This is a genomic window from Verrucomicrobiia bacterium, from assembly GCA_035629175.1.
Classification (GTDB): Bacteria; Verrucomicrobiota; Verrucomicrobiia; order Limisphaerales; family DASXHY01; genus DASXHY01.
Genome location: DASPIL010000021.1, coordinates 1 through 21976, shown reverse-complemented (window position 1 = coordinate 21976; position 21976 = coordinate 1). Strand labels below are relative to the sequence as shown.

Here is a 21976-nt window from a genome sequence, read left to right as displayed (position 1 = left end):
GCCTCGGGTGACTGAGGGAGCGAACGCAGGTCAGCGGACCAGTGACTATGAGGAACTTCTTACGCAACAACGGTCTTTCGCTCACTCTGGTGTTCCTCTTCGTCATTTTCCTATTCGGCATGGCACGTGCCGGAAATCACGAGTTCAACGAGGATCAAAGGCTCCACAACGAACCGACCAGCACATTCGGCGAGTACATCCGCAGCAGTCACTTCCTCGAAGCTCTCTTTGAAAACTGGGAAAGCGAATTCCTGCAAATGGCTGCGTACGTCGTCCTGACAGCATTCCTCTTTCAGCGCGGTTCGGCGGAGTCAAAGGATCCCGACAAATCCGAATCCGAAGGCTGCGGCAAAATTACAGACGAAACGCCCAGCCCGGTGCGGCGTGGAGGCTGGATGCTCAAAATCTATGAGAACTCACTCTCGATCGCCCTGGGGCTATTGTTTCTCCTTTCAATGCTTGGCCACGCGATTTCGGGGGTGAAGGAATATAACGAGGAGCGAAGTGTTCACGGCCTGGCGGAGTTGTCGCTGGCAGAGTACGCGAGTTCGGCGCGGTTTTGGTTCGAGTCGTTCCAGAACTGGCAGAGCGAGTTCCTCGCGGTCCTCGCCATTGTAGTTCTCTCGATCTGGTTGCGGCAGAAGGATTCGGCGGAATCCAAGGAGGTCGCAGCGCCCCATGCGAGCACTGGCAAGTAGAAACCGGGAAAGTTGTCACTGTCACGCTGTCGTTGTAAGCACTTGATTGCTCCAGGTGTTGCACTCATAAAAGGCCGCCATGGCGCACGCATTTCTGGATGACGCAGCAGACGTCCACGGTCCACCCCGTGAATCGTTCGCAAAGCTGTTCCTGCGGTTTTTGCGATTCGGTCTTCTTGCGTGGGGCGGGCCCGTCGCTCAGATCGACATGATTCGACAGGAGTTGGTGACAGAGGAGAAGTGGGTGTCGCCTTCCCGGTTCAAAAAGCTCCTTGCGATGTATCAAATCCTGCCAGGACCCGAAGCCCACGAGCTCTGCGTCTATTTTGGAATGCTGGCGCGTGGCAGGATTGGCGGCATCCTGGCAGGGCTCGGTTTCATGCTCCCGGGTTTCCTTTTGATGTTCCTCCTTTCCTGGTTGTACGTGGCGTATCAAATCACGGAGACGCCAATGCAGGCGGTGTTTCTGGGAATACAACCGGCTGTGATTGCGTTGATCTTCCGGGCGGCGCATCGGATTGGATCACATGTCCTGACCGATCGGGCGCTGCTCGTGATTGCGGTAGTGAGCGGGGTTGTCGATCTGCTGGGCGTGCCGTTCTGGATGACGCTTGCCGTGGCCGGACTGGCGTATCTCTTTGCAACACAGAAGCGCTGGATGGTTGCTGCCGTGCTTGGGGCTGTCTTGCTTGCGGGCGCGGTGACGTATGGGCCTGAACAAAAACTTTTCAAAACAACACAGCGGACCGGAACAATGCAATCCACCGTCCTTGAAGGGAGCCACACGGCCTCAGGCTCGCAACTGTTCGTGTCGGGCTTGCGCGCCGGGTTGCTGACGTTTGGCGGAGCTTACACGGCGATTCCATTTTTGCAGCGTGATGCCGTCCACAACGGCCGATGGATGAGCGATGGCGAGTTCCTGGACGGTGTCGCGATTTCGGGAACCCTGCCCGCGCCGTTGATCATCTTCTCCACGTTTGTCGGCTATATTGGCGGGGGTGCACTGGGAGCGCTTCTGATGACCATCGGGGTCTTTCTCCCGGCGTTTTGTTTCTCGCTGCTCTTTCACACGCAGCTCGAACGGTTGATGGAACGGCCGCTGTTGCGCGAGGTGTTGGAAGGCGTTACCGCTGCGGTTGTCGGAATCATTGTGTCGACGCTGATCACGCTCGGAGTGGGAACCATCACCAACGTGAAGGCGGCGGCCGTGTTTGTCCTCGCGCTGATCCCCTTGTACGTGTGGAAAGGCAAGACTGTGATCCCATGCGTCGTGATGGGTGCTGGCCTACTCGGATGGCTTCTATTCCGCAGTTCATTTTGAGTTGCGAGTTTCAAATTTTGTTCACGAGTCACGTACGTGGAGAAATGACTCGCGCAGCCTGGATTCGGCGTCATGCTTGCTTGGCATCGACATGAGCGCACCTGGCATGAAAATGGATTGTTATTGTCGCGGCAGTGTTTTGATTGGCGCGGTGCTGGCTTGTTTCGTGTTCCTCTCTGGTGCCTGCGGGGCTGAGGTTGAATCGGTCTATGCCCGCCGGGTTTGGGATTGTCTTACCATCCTGATGGGTGACGGCACGGATCGTTACGGAAGATCGAACGCCCCGATCCTTGTAAGCATTCTCGATGTCGAGACCCGTCAATGTCCCAGCAACCCGGCAGCGCTGGATGAAGCCTGGCGGGCAGTGCGTCGCGAGCGGCGCAATCCTGCGGGTGCAAACCTTCTTACCGATCTTCCGATGTTGAAAACGATGTATTCGCTTTCAAAGATCGCGAGCGAGGAGAAGTTTGCGCATTTCGCAGACAGGTATGTTGGCTGGTATCTGCAGCATCTCGTTGACGAGCGGGGTTTCATCTGGTGGGGCTGGCATCGGCACTTTGACGTGTTCGCGGACAAGAGGGCAGGGCATCTGGGTAATCACCACGAGATCCACGCCATCCATGACATTCCGTGGGCCCAACTTTGGAATGTGAACTCCAATGCGGTTCTCCGGGAGATTGAAGCCATCTGGCGGTGGCACGTCATCGACAAGGAAACCGGAGAGGTGGATCGCCATGGTGACGGGGTGCGAGGCTGCGATTTTGCCATGTCGGCCGGTTCATGTGCGGAAGCGTTTGCGTTTCTGCATCGGCAGACCGGGGAGCGGGTGTGGCTGGATCGCGTGCGTTTGCTTTCAGACCGGTATTGGAACAGCCGCAATCCCGCAACCGGCTTGTTCCCCGACCGGCCGAACGCTGGAGCGAATCGGTTTGATGGATCGCATTTCCTGACGAGCGACACCGGGCTTTTTTGTCATTCGCTTTTCAAGTGCACTGAACTGACGGGCGATGCACGCTTCCAGGATCAGGCGGTGACGTATTTGAAAGCCTACGGCCGCTACGGCTTTGATGCGCAGACAGGAAAGTTTTGGGGCTCCCTTAATCTGGATGGAACACCTGTGCGCGGCCCGCGCGTTCCGCCTCCAGCAGGCCAGGATCAGGAACTCCAGGCCGAAGAATACGGGATCTATGAGCCGCGCGGGCATCTGGATCTGTGGCAGCCGTACGTCGCGGGTTACGAACATCCGATCGCGACGGCTCAAATGTTTGCTTTTGCTGCGTTGCGAACGGGCGACTCCGAGTTGCGCGTCACAGCTGAAAGATTTGCCCGATGGATTGGGCGCGAGCTGCCGCCCCGCCAATGCGAGACGAACACGTGGTATCGAGGCTACTCGCAACAGTACGCGCCCAGGGGCACTTATGCAGGGATCTATGGGCAAACGATTTCGTTCTTCATCCAGATGTTCTTGCTGACCGGAGACGCACACTATTTAAATACGGCGCAGCAGGTTGCAGAAGACGCCACGGAACGGCTGGAGTATCGCGGGCTTTTTCGGGGTCACCCCGCAAAGCCCTACTACGAGGCTTTGGATGGCGTCGGCTGCCTGCTTTACTCCCTGCTCCAACTCGACCGCGTTTTGGTGGATCGCGAACGCGCGTTGGTGCTTAAATCCATTCCGCTCCATCGCGATGATGCTGCCACCCTGGCGCTCGACAACTGGTAAGCCGTCCGCGCGGCTGTGATCACGGCACGCTCAGGTGATCGGTGTCGCGAATGCGATACCAGCACATCAAGTCTTTTGCGGACGGGATGGCAGGGCCCTGGCCCTCGGGTTTGTCGAGATACAGGAACGCCACGGAGGAAAAGCAGAAAGGCTTTAACCGATCGGGTGACCAGGGATTTACGAACGAGAACTTAAGCCGCTCGCGGAAGTGGATGGTGTCGGATTCGTGGATGCGATACATCGCCACGTTTGAATTGAGCGTGTCCTTGATGGTCACGCCATGGGTGGGGCCGGCAATGGTTCCCTCGCGAAAATACCAGCCGCCGAGGAAATAATCCTCGAGGCCGGTGCCCGCAAAGCGCGGTTTCTCCCAGTCGTTGTCCACATAGACGTACTCGGGCGCTTCCAGGAAGCTGAGGTAGTTGCGATCCTCGCCCTGCATGTAGAGCTGGCAGCCGGCGTAATGACCGCGTCCGTGCGCTTCGGCGATTTTCACCGGCTCCGGACCTTTGTTGAAGCCGGTGTGGAACTGCGTGTGGAAGTAGGCGGTTCCATCCGGCAGAGGCGCGAGTTGATACAGGATGTTGCAGAACACGTCGGTGGTAATTTCGGGATCAACATTCTCCAACTCCACACGGAAGCTTTTGCGGAACGGCATCGGCCACTTGCAGAAAAATCCGCCGCTCGAGGTCCCGAAGTAGAGGGAAGCGAAGCTGGCCACTTCACACAATCCAGCACCAAAAAAATCGCCCACGGGCGCGGCGACAGCGGGCCGCTCCGCACCGTCGAAATAAATCCGAAGGAGCAATGTCTTGAGGATGGATTGATTGACTGCGGCTTTGGTGTTCCAGTGCTGCCAGAACCAGCCTGGAAACGTCAGCCAGAACTGTGTCACATATCCTTCTCCCTTCACCTCGCCGATCGTGACGCGCTGGCCTTTCGGAATCGGAATGGTTTTGCTCTTGCGATCGAGATTGAACGTCGTGAATTGCCGGGTGGTTTCGTTGCGCAACGTTGCCATGCGCAGAGCATCCACTCGGAAAGCTGGATTACTGACGTCGGAGGGCGTGGATTCTGCGGCGGTGGCAATGCCTGGCAAGGCGGCCGTAGCGCCAAGCGCGGCGACGGCCGTGACAAACCGGCGCCGATCCATGCCCGCCTGGATCTCGCCCTGCGCGGTTTTTTTCGATGTTGGTTTCATGCGCGTCGGATAATTGGTTGGGATTGTCGCGGGAGTCTATTTTTCAGCGGGCAAAATGTTTGTGGCTTCCATATCCAAACCGTCCTTCCATTTCAAAGGCGCGATCTTCAACGGTCCGCTGGTCCAGCCGGCGTGGCTGATGAACCATTTCCCGTCGGTGTCACGAACGATTTCGGATGCGTGCGCAAGGAACCGCGTGTTCTTCTGTGTAAAGTCCCAGTGGAATGGATCGGTTGACACATACACGTCTGTCCATTCGTTGTCACAGACGAACAGGTAATACTGGCCGCCGCGACGCACGATGAAGGGCGATTCCGTGGGCCCGCCAAAACTTCCGGCACGTGGGTGTATGAAAATCACCTTGCGATCAGACCAATGAACAAGGTCCTTGCTCGTCACGGCGGCGATGATGTAATTGCCGCATTCGGGGGTTGAGTTGGCGGTGTAATAGAGCACCCACTGCTCGCCAACACGCATCACGAATGGATCGCGACCGTCGAAGCCGTCCACCACCATCGGATTGTGCGGACTGCGCGTCCATGATTTGAGGTCGGACGAAGTCAGGAGGTGGATACGATATCGGTGGGTATCGCGGTCCCCGACACAGACGAACATGTAATACGTTCCATCGTGTCGCACGACGTGCGGAGCCCAGAAGACAAACTCGCGATACTTCTCCCAATCGCGCGTCACCGCAAACGGCTGGCTGTCCCACGGAATCTGCAGCAAGGTTTTTGCGGTGGCATGCGCCAGCTGCCGGCCGGGGTCCTTCTCCCATACCAGGGGTTTTGGATGCGTAATGCCGAACAGGTGCCATGTCTTGTCCGGTCCCTGCACAAACGTGTGATCGTTCACGCACCACGGTTCTGCAGCGGTGTAGAATGTTTTAAATTCTCCGACTTCCAAAAGGGGCTGTGACGCAGCGGTGGGTTTGGAAACTTTCGTCCCGGCCGGCAGATCGAGAGCGAGTTGCGACTCGTTGCCAATGGTGACATCAGATTTCTTTTCCCCAGCCCGCCGCTCAACGCGAACAATCCGGTATGTGCCTGGCGTATCTTCCTGGAGTGGAACGGTCCATTTGTTCTGGCCCGTATAGATGGCAAATGCCCAGTTTGTTTGCCCATCAGGCCGGGCAATCGCCGCCCATTGCTCCGCGCCAGGATAATCGAATTTGACGCCCTCGAGGCGGATCTCGAATGCCGGTTCCGCAGCAGGAAGTGAAATGGCGGTTATCGCGAGGAGTAGCCGCAACGATTTTCGCACGAGTGAGCTCATGGGTGATTTTGGTGTGTTCGTAGCCTCGCGAAGCTGGTGGCGTAACGTCAATGGCTTGATTTGGTCGGTCGGCCCGCGGTTGGGATGCCACCTGTCCAAGATGCGTCCAAGCAAGGCGGCATTCTCACCTAAACAAGGCATTGCCGTTCACATCGGGAAATTTACATTCGTCGCGACTCAACGAAACCTTCTATGTTCAAAAGAATTGTCCTCATCGCGGCAGCGCTCTCGTGCGTGCGTCTTCTGGCCATCGCTGCCCCTGCGCATCAGACCGAAAATGTGGTGTTGATCACCCTGGATGGACTGCGGTGGCAGGAAGTCTTTATGGGCATGGAGGAACAGCTGGCAACGAGAGAATACGGGGTGTGGGATACGAACCGCTTGCGTTCCTGGTTCTGGCGCGAAACGACGGAGGAACGACGACAGGCGCTCATGCCGTTCCTTTGGAAAACCATCGGCAAACGAGGACAGCTCTACGGCAACGGCAACAAAGGCAGCGTCTCCATTGTCACCAACGGAAAAAATTTCACGTATCCAGGCTTCAATGAGATATTCACTGGCTCACCCGACGATCGCATCGACAAAAACGAGAAGCGGTATAATTCCAATGTTTCCGTTCTGGAATGGCTGCATCGCAAACCAGCGTTTGCGGGTCGCGTCGTGGGCTTTGCGAACTGGGCGGTGCATCCCTACGTCCTGAACACGCAGCGCAGTGGGATACCGGTATGGTCGGGTTTTGACACCAACTTTCCGGGCGAACCCGGCTCGCGGCTGGAACTCATTCAACAGCTGCAGAAGGATACGATTCAGATTTGGTACGAGATGACCTTTGACTCGTTTTATTTCCATGCGGCAAACGAGTATATGCGGGACAAGCAACCCCGCCTGGTCTGGCTGGCGTTAAGCGAAACGGATGAATGGGGGCACGGAGGGAATTACGAGCATTACCTGCAGGCGGCAAACAACTCGGACCGTTACATAGGGAAGCTCTGGGACACTGTGCAGTCCATCGCTGCTTACAAGGACAAGACCACTTTCATCATTACCTGCGATCACGGACGTGGCAGCGGGGCGGAGTGGAAGCACCACGGTGCGGGTGTTGCCGGCGCGGAGAAAACATGGCTGGCTGTGATAGGACCTGACACCCGGCCGCTCGGTGAACGAACCAACATCGCACAGGTAACGCACAGCCAGATTGCCGCGACACTCGCCGCGCTTTTGGGTGAGGATTACCATTCTGCGGTGCCGAAGTCGGGCCCGCCGATTCAGGACTTGCTCCCGGTCGGGACCGCCAAGTAGTAACAACGGATGCCATCGCCCAAAGCTGCAAGGCCGGACTTCGTCGGCAGCGGGGCGTTGGATCCAATCTTTCGAAAGCTCGGCAGCGACCCCCTGTATGAGCGCTGGCGCTGGCAGACTTTCGCCATCACCTGGCTGGCCTACGCCGGTTTCAATCTCACTCGGATGTCGTTTGCCGTTTCGAAGGCCGGCATCGAGGCAGACACGCACATTCAACTGACCGAGAGGCAGATGGCCGGGATTGATGGTGCGTTTCTCGCCGCTTATGCGATCGGCCAGTTTTTCTGGGGTGTGGCTGGGGATCGATTCGGGCCGCGCAGGGTTGTTCTCACGGGGATGCTGTGTTCTGTCTTGGCGGGATTCGTGATGGGCGCTTGTTCGAACGTCACGATGTTTGTCGCCCTTTTTTTCTTCCAGGGACTTTGCCAATCCAGCGGCTGGGCCCCGCTTGTGAAGAATGTTGGGAATTTTTTCTCGCGGCGAGAGCGCGGGTTCGTCCTTGGATTGTGGTGCACGAATTACGCCGTCGGCGGATTGATGGCTTCTCTAATCGCGAGTGTTGTCGCCGAGCGATTGGGCTGGCGATACGCGTTCTATGTTCCCGCCGGAATTCTGCTTGGGGTCTGGATACTGTTCTATTGCCTCCAACGCGACCGTCCCGAAGATCTCGGTTTGCCGCCTGTGGAGACCTATCACGGTGAGCCCACGCCATTGGTAAAGGCGGGTGAAACGCCGGAGGAGGAACCGGAAGGATCGTGGAAGGTGATTCGCGCGGTGCTGAGCAATCCGATGGTGATCCTGCTGGGAGCGGTTTATTTCTGCCTGAAGCCGACGCGTTACGCGATCTTGTTCTGGGGCCCGAAATATATCTACGACCGGCTGGGATCTGACATGGCAGAGGCGGGAATTTTGAGCTCCATGTTTGAATTGGCTGGGCCATTCAGCATTCTGCTGATGGGCGTTGTGTCTGATCGGGTTTTTGGCGCGCGCAGGATGCCTGTCTCAATACTGTGCCTGTTTTTGTTGGGTGGATTGCTGTTCGCCCTTGATCATTTGCCGGCGACGCGCTGGGCGCTCGGCGCAAGCCTGTTCCTGCTTGGATTCCTGGCCTACGCTCCGGACGCCATGATCGCGGGAGTCGCGGTGGTTGATTTCGGCGCGAAGAAAGGTGCTTCAACCGCGACGGGACTGGTGAACGGCCTGGGTTCAATTGGAGCCATGGCGGGTGGAGTGATTCCCGGGTTGCTGCAGGAAAGCTGGGGCTGGCAGGGTGTATTCAACTGCCTGGGTGCTGCCGTGGTTTTCGCAGGACTGTTGTTGTTGCCCAAATGGAATGCCGTCCCTCCGGCCATTTCAGCGGCCATCCACCGGTGAAGCAAGCTCTCCCGAGCGAATCTATTTTTGCAGGAATTTCAAGACGGCTTCAGTCCGCGTATGCACGTTGAGCTTCTCGAAGATGCTCTTTACGTGGCCATGCACGGTCCACACGCTGATGTCCAGGGAGTCGGCAATTTCCTTCGCAAGATCGCCTTTGGCGAGGAGCGTCAGAATTTCCAGTTCTCGTGGAGTGAGCCTGGCCATATCCAGGGCTGAGGGGCCCGACGGCATTGCCGCAACGAGCCGTTGAAAATATTCGCGAATCTTCAGTGCAATAACTTCGCGCGTCAGTGCGCCAGCAGTTTGCGCGATGGGATCGAAAATCCGGCTGGTTGGCGTGCGCTTTAACATGTATCCAACCGCTCCTCCGGGCGTGGACTTGAAAAGCTGGTCGCTATCTTCAAACACCGAGTAGAGAAGGCCAACCGTGCCGGACTTTTCCTTGTCCAACGCTTCCAGGCAGCTCGAGCCAGGCTGATCGGGGAGCGCGTAGTTGACGATCATCAGGTCAATGCGCCGCCGGGTGATTTCGCGCATGGCTTCAGCGACACCGCTGTACGCAGCGCAACACCCGAATCCCTCCTGGCTGTTGGCACAGACGATCAGCGCGTTTCGAATGCCAGCATCGGGCTCTATGATGGCAACAGTTCGTTTCGCAGCTTTCGACTTCGAGCCTGGGAGAAAAACGGGTGCATCCGAGTTGGTCCGGGTGTGTAACGTGGTATAAGTCCACGCCAGGGGATCTTCCAGCCAGCGAAAGGCCAGGGTGAGCTCCCTGGCAAATCTTTGGTTGGCGATCCCCCAACCCTGACTGGCGACCACTTGATAAATGTGCATTGCCTGGATCGCCGCCCGGCTTTCGTCTCCCGTGCCCAACGGAAAATACCGGCTGACGCCGGAATGCTCGATGCGCACCGAGAGAGAGCGTTCGCCGCTGGCGCTGGCCGGCTCGGGATGTTTTCGATGGATCAACCGTCCTTTCCAATACTCCGGGCCAAGTTCCGTCGAGGCGGTGGCAGCCGCTCTGGATTCAGCGAGTGGCGGATGAAATCCTGTCCTGCCACGGCGCTGCCCGACAGCATCCCAGCCCTGGCTGTTGATGGTTTGATAGATGTGGCTGGCCTCTATTGCTGCTTCGGCTGGGTCGCTCGAACTGAGAGAAAAGGTTTTGCGCTTGCCGAATAACTGTATTTTTACAGACCAGGCGTTCACCTTTCTTCTGCGCCCCTTGTAGGTGAACGTGTTTTTGAACAATCGTTGCCCCCAGTAAGCGGATTCCATCTTCGAAAGCCCGCCAGACACCGATGAATCAGTAACCGGATGGCGTCGAGTTCTTGGACGTTTCTTGAACACGTCTCCTCTTTAAGCCACGGCGGCAAATACCTCAAGTTCCAGATTTGGCAGTCGCGTGCGTGTGGAATCCTGGCAGAACGTCGGCCATTCCCGTGGGGATCTGCAGGTGCGCGATCAGATCATATTGATTCAGGGTTTGTTGACGAAGAGCCTGAAGCAGGCGAATGCGCCAGGCCCCGCCGTACCAGAAGTCTCCCTAAAACAGGGTATGGAGAAAGCATTTGCACCATGTAAAGTTTTCCGCAGAACCCAAACCGAGCTTTACCCGAGGCATGCGTGTCCGTCTGAAAAATCACGAAGGTGAGACATCGATCCAGGCGGCGCCATCGAGTAGGGTTCATGCCGGTCCCAGACCAGGCCCAACGTCTGGCGTTTTTCAAGCGTCTCGCATTATGCAAACCAGCAGACAGACACAGCGTGCATTTACCCTGATCGAGCTGCTGGTAGTCATCGCGATCATTGCGATACTCGCAGCCATGCTCCTTCCGGCGCTTGCCAAGGCGAAGGACAAGGGGCGGCGGATCAGTTGCCTCAACAACGTGAAACAACTGACGCTCGGCAGCATCATGTATTCTGACGAAAATCGAAAAGGCCAGTTCGCGCCGACAGTGGATCCCTCGGACGACAACCAGACGTGGCTCTACAAGGCGTACATTCCGAACATGAATTCGTTTGTATGTCCTGGCACACAGAATTTCATCCGGGACAGCTGGGTCCCCAGCCCTCCGCCTGCAGGTCCAATGGTTCTCCGCGACTTGTTGTCCTATGCAGGCAACAAAACGCTGAAGCCGGGTTCCAGCTACGAGTTGTTTTCATGGTGGGGTGACCAGGGGAAACCCACTCCCGTTCCGGCGGCCAAAACTCAAGGCAACGTCCAGTCATGGGTTTACCAGTTCACATCCATATTTCCGTATAATGCAGGCTACAAAGGCATGGCGGCGGGTCCGTCGCGTGCCTGTCTCTTTTTGGATGGCGATTCGGCGTACCAAAGCACGCGCACGGATGTAAGCAACTTTCCTGATCCGATTGATAATCACGGGGCGAGCGGCGGAAATATATCCTTCTGCGACGGACACGCTGAATTTGTCAGCGCCCGGCCGGACACAAAATACATCACCGCAATTTACCTCGGAACAGATGCCGACCCCTGACTCAACTCGTTTGGCGGATGCATGTGGCGGACGCGTTTGTGGCTCATGAAGTCGCGTTTTTTCATCTTTGAATCTTTGCTCGCAGCAGTGATATGTCTGGTTCTCGCGGGTTGTTTCCCGGAGCCAGGCAGTGAAGCGATTGAGACAGATGCGAACGGCTATTTCTGCCAGAAGTGCAGGGGCAAGATGTTCACGGAGCGCAAGGTGTTCCTGGAAAAATGTCCTAAGTGCAAGGAGGACGCCCTGGCAGAAGTTGTGGGATATCGATGTGCGAATGACCAGCATCTGACTCTGCGACCCAAAGTACCGGGACCTGAAGGCGCTGCTGTTTGCGAGCGGTGCAACGCTCAGCTCAAGCACGCCTTGGTGCAACCACACAAAGACGATTTGCAAAAATGGGGCGCCTCCCAGGTGACGCCGTAGCGCCCCCTTGCCCTATCCGCGCAGATCATACGAAGACATTCGAACCAACGCTTCATCGGAATACAAAACCAGATATATGAATACTACCAAACGTTCGGCCGTGCCTCGCATCCATGGATGCCTGGCAGTCGGGACAACCCATCAGGGGGGTGAAATCAGGGGAACGCGGCTGCCGCTACTGATGAACGCAGCGCTTTTCTCGCTCGCTTTGATTGGCGCGGGCCACCTCGAGGCGGCAAACGTTCCCCCGGGCGTGACGGGACTTTGGCGTTTTCAGAACAGTGCAGACAAGTTGACCGCGACGATCGGTGCGAATCTCGTAAACAGCCATGTCGACAATGCCAACTTCCTGCTGGGTCCGTGGACTGATCTTGGGGTGGAATCGTGGCATACCAAGTATAGCGATGGTGGAATCGTCCAGGATCGGAGCTTTGATTTCCTGACGGTGTATCACGGCATTGGGGCGGAAGGGAAAGGCGACGGCGAGTACATCAACAAGTACACGATTGCCGTCGATTTCTTCGCGGGTGTTGGCTGGAACAGTCTGTACCAGACGTCGCTCAATGGTAACGCCAATGATGCCGACCTTTGGGTGAATGCCTCATCCGTTTCCAACGCCGTCGTCGGCGTTTCAGGCGTTGGGTATTCAACCATCACGTTTGATGCAACAAAATGGCACCGAATCGTGTGGTCCGTCGACAACGGAAACTTCTTCCGCGTTTACGTGGATGGAACGTTGATCCTCGATGGACCCGGCCAGGCCATTGACGGGCGATGGGCCTTGGAACTGGATCGATTCCACCTGTTTGCAGACGACAACTGGGAAGACGCATGGTGTCTTGCAGGCACTGCGGCGGTATGGAATCGGCCGTTGACCGACGCGGAGGTCGCCGGGATGGGCGGGTGGATCGGCGAGGCGGCTTCGCCAACGCCTTTGCTTTTTCCGAGCCAGGCTCCAGCACTGACGTCGATGTCGCCTGCACAAGGGGAGACGAATGTTGCGCCGAACTTTTCTTTTCAGGCGACCATTCTTGATCCGGATGACGTGATCAATACCAACTCGATTCAATTGCTGCTCGATGGTGTTCCGATGCCGATCGAAATCACATCCGCTGCCACAAAGGCAATCAAGTCATCCAGCGGCGGCCTCCTTCGCGGTGGCTCGACGCACACCTACACGCTGATCGCCGGTTCTGGCGAGACTCTTGCAACGAACGAAGTCACGTTTACGGTCCAGAACTACACTCCCTATGAGTGGCGTTTCACCGAAGGCGACCTGAGCGCCGCTCTCGGGAACGGTGTCCTGGCTCATGCAGACCCCGGCAACGCGGGTCTCACTTCGTTCGGCACGACCGATGGCGGCACCGTTCCGCACATCGAGGGGATGCCTGCCACCTATATGCATGTCCCGGCTTTTGCCTCCGACACGGACGGCTACCACCTGAGTTTTTCAGGCAGTGGTCCCAATACGGGCACAAACGCCTCGATCAATCGCTACACCCTGCTCTTTGACGTGATGGAGCCGGGGCCATTGGATTGGACCGCACTGTTCAACACTGATCCGTTCAATTTGAATGATGCTGACTTTTATTTTGCCGCGGATGGTTCGGTCGGAATCGGCGGCGGTGGGTATTCCGCGGCAGGCGTCATCACGCCCGGCACTTGGAACCGCGTGGCGTTCGTCGCCGACCTTGTAGCGAACACGCTCACGTATTACGTCAATGGAACGAACGTCAAGACGCGGGCTGCCGATGGGATTGGCGGGCGCTGGGCCCTTTATTCAAATCAGGATCCAGGTCCCGACCTGTTGCTGTTTAATGAGGGAGACAGTTCGGGAACTTACACGCACGAGCTCTATGTGAGCAGTATCGCGTTCGTGGATCGCGCGCTATCTGCATCCGAGATCGCGGGATTGGGTGCGGCCAGGGCGAGTGGAATTTTCGTTCCCAGTCTCTCACCCGCGCCCGCACTTTCGGTTCAAAGCTCTCCGGCTGGCGCGGTCGTATCCTGGCCGGCCGGTTATGTGGGTTATGCACTGGAACAAGCGGTCGACCTCATTACTCCAGAATGGCAGCCTGTTGCAGGAATCACCAACAATGCGGTGATTGTTCCGGGCGCTGACTCCAGCAGATTTTATCGGCTCGCCCAGTGATCTGCATTCGTTCCGAACGTCAAGCTTTGGCCGTGCCGGGAGGCATGCCAAAGCTTGCGTTTCATCGCCCGCGAATCTCAAATGAACTCCGTCAATTTAAAATGAAATTGCACTGTCTCGTCTTCACAGCGTTCCTGTCATTAACCGTCCTTGGTTCTTCCGGGCAGGAGAACCTTGGCAATCCGCTCGGCGGGCTGGAGCGGCTCAAGGGATTTGAAACCCGCCGCGCGTCTTCAACAGATCCGGACCTGAAGAACGGAAATGGCGATCTGCGGCCAATCGAACCCGGAGGAATGCTGACGCTCGCTGAACTCGAGGGACCCGGCAAGATCGTGCACATCTGGATCACCATTGCACACGGCGATCCCTTCTACTCGGCCAAGCTTACATTGCGGATTTATTGGGACGACGAGGAGCATCCCAGCGTCGAATGTCCCATCGGTGATTTCTTTGGCATCGGCTTCGGCGTGGACAAACCATTCACATCCATTCCCCTTCGCGTCAGCTCCGAGGGCCGCGGGCGAAACTCCTATTGGCCGATGCCATTCCGCAAGAAAGCCCGCATCACCGTTACTAACGAAAGCGACAGGCGCTGCGATTGCTTTTATTATTACATCGACTGGCAGAAGCATGACTCCCTGCCGGCCGACACCGCTTATTTCCACGCAATGTATCGCCAGGAATTCCCCTGTGTTATGGGCCAGAACTATTTGATCGCGGACATTGAGGGACGGGGTCACTACGTCGGTACGATCAAGAGCGTTTATCATTCTTCGGGGGGCTGGTACGGTGAGGGCGATGATTTCTTTTTCATCGACGGCGAAAAAACGCCCAGCTTGCGCGGCACGGGCACTGAAGACTATTTCTGCGACGGCTGGGGCTTTCGCGAGCAGGCCGGACCGTTCTATGGAACACCCTTGTGGGAAGGATTCAATACGGGCGACCGAGGCACGGCCTATAGATTTCATCTGCCTGACCCGGTCACTTTCAAGAAATCCCTGCGGTTGGAAATCGAACACAAAGGTTTCCAGAAATTTCCCGACGGAAAAAGTGACGGCTGCATCGAACGCGACGATCTGTTTTCCAGTGTTGCCATCTGGTACCAGACCGAACCGCACAAGCCGTGGCCAGCGCTGCCTTCGGGTGTGGATCGTCTGCCACTCCGCGAACGCTTGGTGCTGAAGGGGTATGAAGCCGTTGTGGCCGCCAGGCATTCGAACCATCCGCTTGAAGTCCAGCCACTCGGTGGCGTCATTGACGGAAAACAACTTTGGTTCAAGCCCACCGATGACCAGGGTTGGGTGGAGGTTTCATTCGAAACCGACAAGGACCAGCCGCTCGGCCTTGCGTGGAAAGTCACCCACTCGTGGGATTACGGCATCTATCGGGTGAAATTGGATGGCAGGGAAATCGGACAATTTGATCTCTACGCGCCCGGAATCACTCAAGCGCAGCACAAGCTGGGCACGCATCACGTTGCCGCAGGCAAGCACACGCTTCGGTTCGAGTGCGCCGGCAAATCCGAGAAGTCTGCAGGGTACTTCCTGGGATTCGATGCGTTGACGGCGCAAACGCCGGTTTACAGCCGCCCCGCGAGCGTCGACCTCCGCACGTTGCAAAAGAACTGATCGCATGCAGTGTCTGTTTCTCAACGCAACAATGGTCGGATTGTTTTCACTGGCCGCCGCTCTGCACGGCGCCCCGGTTGTCGTCGACGCCGTCCCTCCAGCCGTCAAGGACAGGCAGGAAGCCACGATCCCAGCGGCGATCCAGCTGGGTGGGTTTCTGGGCAAGCGGTTGGACGCAAATGTCACGAATCGGCTTGCGAAGGTTGATGAGGAACGACTGCTCGAAGGTTTTCGCAAGCGTCCAGGCCGGCAGGCATGGGATGGAGAACACGCTGGCAAATGGCTGCACGCTGCGACATTGGCGTGGGAATACTCGCAAGGTTCCGAACTCCGCACGAAATTGGATCGCGTTGTTGCCGAGTTGGGAAAGTGTCAGATGGAAGATGGCTATCTTGGAACCTACTTGCCCGAGCAACGTTGGACGGAGTGGGATGTTTGGGCTCACAAGTATGACATGCTTGGGCTGCTGACTTATTATCGCGCGACAGGGAACACCAACGCGCTCGCCATCAGCCGGCGTTGCGCCGATCTGTTGTGTCGCACCTTTGGAACAAATGCCGGGCAGCGGGACATTCTTAAAGCCGGCTGGCACATGGGCATGGCTCCTACGAGCGTGCTGGAACCGATGGTCCTGTTGTATCGGCTGACAGGGGAAACGAAGTATCTCGAATTCTGCCGCTACATCCTCGCATCGTGGGAGACTCCCGCGGGGCCAAAAATTGTTTCGACTCTGCTTTCAGCCAAACGCGTGGACAAGGTCGGCAACGCCAAAGCCTATGAAATGCTTTCGTGCCTGAATGGCGCCCTCGAGTTTTATCGCACGACAGGCGAGAAGCAGTTGCTGGAGGCGGCATTGAATGCGTGGCAGGACATCGTCAACAGCCGCCTGTATCTCACAGGCACCGCCAGTCACCACGAGCATTTCCACAAGGACCATGAACTCCCAAATGGCAATGCCGACGTGGGTGAAACGTGCGTGACCGTCACGTGGATTCAATTCAACGCGCAGTTGCTTCGGCTGACTGGCGAAGCGCGCTTTGCGGAAGAGTTGGAACGTGCCGTTTACAATCAATTACTGGGCGCGCAGAAACCTGACGGCAGTGGCTGGGGATATTATGTGCAACTCGAGGGAAAGAAACCCTACTCGGCGGAGCTCTCGGGGCATTGCTGCCTTTCAAGCGGACCCCGTGGCCTGGCTCTCGTGCCGACATTTGCGGTGACGGCCGACCATGAAGGCGTAATCATCAATTTTCTGACAGCTGGGAAATCCCGGCTGCGGCTGCCCGACGGCAAATTCGTTCGCCTTGAAATTGAATCCGGCTATCCCGGAACCGGCGACATGCGCGTTAAAGTCGTTCTCGACCAAGCCTCGGTGTTCACCTTGAAATTGCGCGTGCCCGCCTGGAGCCAAACAGCAACGCTCTCGGTAAACGACCGATCTCAGGAAAGGTCGCTGCCCGCTGGCGAGTATGCAGCGCTGCGACGGGAATGGCATGACGGTGATGTCATCACGTTGAGAATGCCAATGTCGCTTCGCACGATCGTCGGAGCGCATGGAAATGCGGGCAAAGTGGCTTTTGCGCGAGGTCCTTTAATCCTGGCGGCAGACGATGCCCTCAATCCCGGGGCACCCATCGGAACTTTCCGCATTTTGCCGGCACAGTCGAAGATGCAGGCTGGCACGTTAATCGGCGAACAACGCGGCTCTGTTCACGCCATCCGGACAACTCCTTCAGCAGAGCGCGCGACAAATGAAATTTTCGCGCTTCAACTCATCTCGTTTGCTGAAGCCGGCAGCACCCAGGACCCTTACCAAGTTTGGATGCCGCTGGCTGAACAAAATCCAGGAGGCGTGCAGTCCCCGTGAACGCGACTTCGTCGTCCGGCACCACGTCCCTCGCTGAACCATTGGTGCGGCTATCCGGTATCACGAAGCGTTTCGGCGCCGTGACGGTTCTCAGGGATGTCAGGTTTGAAGTGGCGGCTGGCGAAGTTCACGTGCTTGCGGGAGAAAACGGGGCGGGAAAGAGTACGCTAATCAAGATCCTTGCGGGGATCCACACCGACTTCGAAGGACTGATCGAGTATTGCGGTCGGCCAGCGCGGCCGTGTTCTCCGCTGGAAGCCAGTGCGCTCGGGGTCGCTGTGATACATCAGGAACTTTCCCTGATTGGGCCGATGAGCGTGGCCGACAACATTTTTCTCGGCCGGACACCAACGCGAGCTGGCTTCGTCTGTGAGGCGCGGCAGCACGAGGAAGCCTTGCACTGGGTCAGGCAATTGGGATTGGAAATTGATGTGCGCCGTTGCGCCGAGCAATTTCCGATTGCAGTGCAGCAACTCATCGAGATCGCGAAGGCGCTGAGCCAAAAGGCAAAGGTGATTGTGATGGACGAACCCACGAGCGCCTTGAACGCGCCTGAGGTTGAGAAGCTGTTCGCACTCATCCGCACCTTGAAAGAACGCGGCTGCGGGATCGTTTATATCTCGCACAAGATGGAGGAGATCGAGCAGATCGCGGATCGCATCACGGTGTTGCGCGATGGACAATGGGTCGGCACTGCACCTGCAACGGAGTTGCCGGCGCAACGTTTTATCCAATGGATGGTGGGACGGGATCTCGGCGAACAGTTTCCACGACGCGCGCCCAATCCGGGACCCGAGAGAGTGCGCCTGGAGAATTTCAGTGTGTTTCCCAAAGGATTCGCTGAGAAAAACGCGGTGCACGGAGTGTCGCTCGAGGTTCGCGCCGGGGAGATCCTTGGTATCGGCGGCCTGCAGGGCTCGGGGGCCAGCGAGCTTTTCTGGGGAATGTTTGGCGCCTGCAGCGCCACGCAGGGCGCCATGCGCCTGGATGGCAGGGAAGTGTCGTTCGCCTCCCCGCGCGCCGCGATTGAATCTGGATTGGCGTTGCTCACGAATGATCGCAAGGCGACGGGACTGGTGCTGTCCCTTTCGATTATTGCAAACGCGACTCTGGCCGGATTGCGGGAGTTGTCGAGGGCGGGATGGCGGCGAGCAGATGCGGAGCGGGCCGCGGCCGAAAAGACCACGAGCCGGATGAAGTTGCGCGCCGCGTCGCTCGAGCTGGAAGTGAGTGCGCTCTCCGGCGGCAACCAGCAAAAGGTGGCGATCGCAAAATGGCTCCAAACGCGACCCAGGGTATTGCTTCTCGATGAACCCACGCGCGGGATCGACGTCGCTGCCAAACGCGAAATCTACCAACTGATGGATGAATGGACGTCCGAAGGAATGGCGATCCTGTTGATCAGTTCCGAGATGCCCGAGTTGCTCACGTTGAGCGATCGCATCGTGGTGATGCACCGCGGCAGGGTGACTGCGAGATTCAACCGGACTGACGCTACGCCGGAAGCGATTCTGGCTGCGGCAATGGGGAGGGTCGGCAACGCGACGCCCGCTATCGTGGCATGAGCAGCGATTCGACAATGGCAAAAACGAATGGACTGCGGAGGTTCTCAACAAGCGCAGCCGGGCGGGCGTTCATGGCGTTGGTTCTCGTGTTTGTGGTGGGAGCAATCTTCAATGCCGACGGAGCATTCTTCAAAATCGGCACCCACCGTGACGCCCTGCGACAGGCGTCGGTCTACGGAATTCTGGCTTGCGGTCTCACGCTCGTCATCATCTCTGGCGGCATTGACCTGGCAGTCGGAAGCGTGCTGGCGCTGGTCGCTGTGTGCTGCGCGAAGATGGCCATTCACTGGGGTTGGAGCGGGTGGCTGGTTGTTCCTGCCTGCATGCTGGTGGGTTCGGTGAGCGGTGGATTGTCTGGTGTTGTGGCAGCAAAACTGCGGGTGCAGCCGTTCATAGCCACCCTGGCGTTGATGGTGGCTGCTCGAGGGGCTGCCAAATACTTCTCCGGCGGAATGAAGGTTTCGACAGCCGTGAAGAGCTCCAGTGGCAGTTACGACTACGTGGACGTGCCCGCACTGTTCCGCGCCGTGGACACTCGCATCCTTGGGGACAACGTATCAATGGTCACAGTGATTTTTTTGATCTGCCTTGGTTTTTCATGGCTTGCGCTCGCGAAACACAGCTGGGGACGGCAACTTTATGCAATCGGAGGCAATGAAGAGGCATCCCGGCTTTCTGGTGTGCCGGTGGTCTCCGCCAAAATCTGCGCTTATGCGGCTTCCGGTGTGCTGGCTGCAGTGGCCGGGATTTGCCAGGGGGCGCAGGAACAGCAGGGTGATCCCGAGGCAGGCGCCGGCTACGAATTGATTGCCATCGCGATGGTGGTGATCGGCGGAACGAGTTTGTCAGGCGGCCGTGGGGGAATGGGATTGACCTTGCTCGGCGTGCTGACGATTGGCTATTTGGACAAGATTCTCAGCATCAATGCCGTGCCGGAGGCGGGCCGGTTGATGTTGACCGGGGTGATCATTGTCGCAGCCGTGTTGACCCAACGCCGCCGTGAAAGTTGAGCGCATTTTTTAGCAACTGACGAAACTCATGAAACCAAACCACATCCGCAGCCTGGCATTCGCAATTCTCTCTTTCCTCAGTCTGCTGGCGAATGGCTGTTCCGACCCGGCCTCAAAATCCGGCAACGAATCGAAAGCGGATGGTGAGAACCGGGTGTACACAATCGGCATGTCTCAATGCAATTTGGGAGAACCGTGGCGTGTGCAGATGAACGAGGATATCAAGAATGCGGCGGCGAAACACTCCAACCTGAAAGTGGTGTTCAAGGATGCGCAAAACGACACCCTCAAGCAGCGTGCGCACGTGGAGGAGTTCGTCAGTTCCAAGGTGGATTTGCTCATCATCAGTCCCAAGGAAGCCCAGCCGCTGACTGAACCTGTTGCTAAGGCGATACAGGCCGGCGTCCCGGTAATCGTGCTCGACCGCGCGTTGCTCGGCGACAAGTTCACGTGTTTCATAGGGGCTAGCAATAAGAAGATAGGAAAGGCAGCGGGCGAGTGGATTGTGAAAACGCTGGGCGGCAAGGGGAATGTTGTGGAGTTGATGGGCCTTCAAACATCAACCCCCGGCCAGGATCGGCACAGCGGATTCCTGGAAGGCATCGCCGGCTCCGACATCAAAATCATTTTTAGCGCGGACATGAAATGGCTCGAGCCTGATGCGCGCAAGGAGATGGAATCGGCATTGTCGCGCTTCGAGAAAATTGACCTGGTCTACGCGCACAACGATGCTGCGGCGCACGGTGCTTATCTCGCAGCCAAGGCGTCGGGCCGAACCGGAATCAAATTTGTCGGGATTGATGCCTTGCCGCAGGAAGGCGTTGCCTATGTCAGCCAATCCATTCTCGATGCCACCTTCGAGTATCCAAGCGGAGGCGCAGAAGCAATCGACACCGCACTGAAAATCCTCAAAGGAGAGACGGTGCCCAGGGAGATCATTCTGGGCACACGATTGTTCGATGCCAGCAACGTTCGCCAGGGCGGGCAGGAATTAAAGTAAGGAGGCGGAGTCGCACCGCAGCTCGAGGAACTCGCGGGGGACCGTGGTTATGAATTCGCGTTTATCGCTGCGTCGGGGAGGCGGAGCGAGGCCAGCGGCGCGCCGATGCGCTCGGTCGCATTCCGCTGCGGAACGTTACCGCTCAAAGTGAACCAGAACCGGGGGATGAGAAGTGGATGAAAAAGATGGAGCGAGCGAAGGGATTCGAATCATGGAAACAAATTTCCAATTTCCCTCAAAGCGCTAAGACCATTATAGATTTCGCCTGACGAACATCTGCCGCGCGAAAGTGCACTATTTGGCAGTGCCGCTGTTGCCAACTGTTGCCAACTTGACTTGGCCGAAAAATCTCATCGCGACCGAAACTGAGAATTCGCCTGCAAACTACGTCGATATTATTTCGAATGTCTTCCCAGGCAATGTGCAAACCGGTCGGCTTCATTGGATAACGCCACCGGCTTATCTCTCCTCCCCGCCACCCAGCAGGTCTCGCCCGGGAGATTTACGCGCTTGAGATTGGCTCAATGGATTAGAGGTGCCCGGCCGTTGCAGCACCGGCTGGAAACAATATCAGCGGTATGGCGCTGGGTTCCTGGTGGTCCGATCAGATGTTGTCCCGACGGGACCGGAGTCCGGCGAATTGCGGCCCAACCCGGGATAGCAACGAAGCGTCACCATAGTGCAGTCGCCTTTAGCTTTCCTTCGCGGAATCTCGCGTGACTCGCAGGAACCGTTCGGCGGCTGGGGTGATGCGCGACGCCACCCAAGCCACACCGGTCACGAGCGGAGAGGGTGTTCAATGACAATTATTCTTCACTTCAGTGACAATTAGAAATCACTGTGCCTGCCGGTTTTGTTTTCATCTCTGTGTCATCTTTCAACCCTTTCGAAACCACCCCCTTCGGTGGAACGGAGTCCCTGGAGCCGTAGGCG

Annotated in this window: 15 protein-coding genes; 12 read left to right on the top strand and 3 right to left on the bottom strand. The window is 57.3% G+C overall.

Annotation, left to right across the window (positions count from 1 at the left end; genetic code table 11):
- Positions 1-47 precede the first annotated feature (47 nt).
- The 3 genes from VEH04_03355 to VEH04_03345 all read left to right on the top strand — a co-directional run bounded on the left by VEH04_03355 (position 48) and on the right by VEH04_03345 (position 3742).
- Complete coding sequence (locus VEH04_03355) at positions 48-698, top strand: DUF6766 family protein (protein HYG21795.1); 651 nt, start codon at positions 48-50, stop codon at positions 696-698.
- 79 nt (positions 699-777) lie between these two features.
- Positions 778-2019: a chromate efflux transporter gene (gene chrA / locus VEH04_03350; GenBank protein HYG21794.1), complete on the top strand. Its 1242-nt coding sequence runs from the start codon at positions 778-780 to the stop codon at positions 2017-2019.
- A gap of 106 nt (positions 2020-2125) precedes the next feature.
- Entirely contained in the window at positions 2126-3742 is a 1617-nt protein-coding gene (locus VEH04_03345) for a hypothetical protein (protein HYG21793.1), read from the top strand.
- Between the two features lie 19 nt (positions 3743-3761).
- On the opposite strand, the gene VEH04_03340 is transcribed toward VEH04_03345, so the two are convergent.
- Both VEH04_03340 and VEH04_03335 read right to left on the bottom strand, forming a co-directional pair.
- Positions 3762-4943, bottom strand: a complete 1182-nt coding sequence (locus VEH04_03340; GenBank protein HYG21792.1) for a glycoside hydrolase family 172 protein — start codon at positions 4941-4943, stop codon at positions 3762-3764.
- A gap of 36 nt (positions 4944-4979) precedes the next feature.
- Positions 4980-6218 carry a family 43 glycosylhydrolase gene (locus VEH04_03335; GenBank protein HYG21791.1) on the bottom strand — a complete coding sequence of 413 codons (1239 nt, stop codon included), beginning with the start codon at positions 6216-6218 and terminating at the stop codon, positions 4980-4982.
- Between the two features lie 192 nt (positions 6219-6410).
- On the opposite strand from VEH04_03335, the gene VEH04_03330 reads away from it, so the two are divergent.
- Entirely contained in the window at positions 6411-7517 is a 1107-nt protein-coding gene (locus tag VEH04_03330) for a sulfatase-like hydrolase/transferase (protein HYG21790.1), read from the top strand.
- A 9-nt stretch (positions 7518-7526) separates the two neighbouring features.
- Positions 7527-8891 (top strand): MFS transporter, encoded by a 1365-nt coding sequence (locus VEH04_03325; protein ID HYG21789.1) that lies wholly within the window; start codon positions 7527-7529, stop codon positions 8889-8891.
- Between the two features lie 21 nt (positions 8892-8912).
- Here VEH04_03325 and VEH04_03320 read toward each other — a convergent pair whose 3' ends face one another.
- Positions 8913-10175: a response regulator transcription factor gene (locus tag VEH04_03320; GenBank protein ID HYG21788.1), complete on the bottom strand. Its 1263-nt coding sequence runs from the start codon at positions 10173-10175 to the stop codon at positions 8913-8915.
- 464 nt (positions 10176-10639) lie between these two features.
- Here VEH04_03320 and VEH04_03315 point away from each other — a divergent pair, with 464 nt between their 5' ends.
- From VEH04_03315 to VEH04_03285, 7 genes are all read left to right on the top strand, one after another.
- Positions 10640-11398: a prepilin-type N-terminal cleavage/methylation domain-containing protein gene (locus VEH04_03315; protein HYG21787.1), complete on the top strand. Its 759-nt coding sequence runs from the start codon at positions 10640-10642 to the stop codon at positions 11396-11398.
- Positions 11399-11897: 499 nt separating this feature from the next.
- Positions 11898-13973 carry a hypothetical protein gene (locus tag VEH04_03310; protein ID HYG21786.1) on the top strand — a complete coding sequence of 692 codons (2076 nt, stop codon included), beginning with the start codon at positions 11898-11900 and terminating at the stop codon, positions 13971-13973.
- Between the two features lie 101 nt (positions 13974-14074).
- Positions 14075-15601, top strand: a complete 1527-nt coding sequence (locus tag VEH04_03305) for a glycoside hydrolase family 172 protein (GenBank protein ID HYG21785.1) — start codon at positions 14075-14077, stop codon at positions 15599-15601.
- Positions 15602-15605: 4 nt separating this feature from the next.
- Positions 15606-17468 (top strand): beta-L-arabinofuranosidase domain-containing protein, encoded by a 1863-nt coding sequence (locus tag VEH04_03300; protein HYG21784.1) that lies wholly within the window; start codon positions 15606-15608, stop codon positions 17466-17468.
- Complete coding sequence (locus VEH04_03295; GenBank protein HYG21783.1) at positions 17465-19033, top strand: sugar ABC transporter ATP-binding protein; 1569 nt, start codon at positions 17465-17467, stop codon at positions 19031-19033. Before VEH04_03300 ends, VEH04_03295 begins: the two co-directional genes overlap by 4 nt.
- Positions 19034-19047: 14 nt before the next feature.
- Complete coding sequence (locus VEH04_03290) at positions 19048-20043, top strand: ABC transporter permease (GenBank protein HYG21782.1); 996 nt, start codon at positions 19048-19050, stop codon at positions 20041-20043.
- Between the two features lie 28 nt (positions 20044-20071).
- Positions 20072-21043, top strand: coding sequence for a substrate-binding domain-containing protein (locus VEH04_03285; GenBank protein ID HYG21781.1), 972 nt, complete (start codon positions 20072-20074; stop codon positions 21041-21043).
- Positions 21044-21976: the final 933 nt, after the last annotated feature.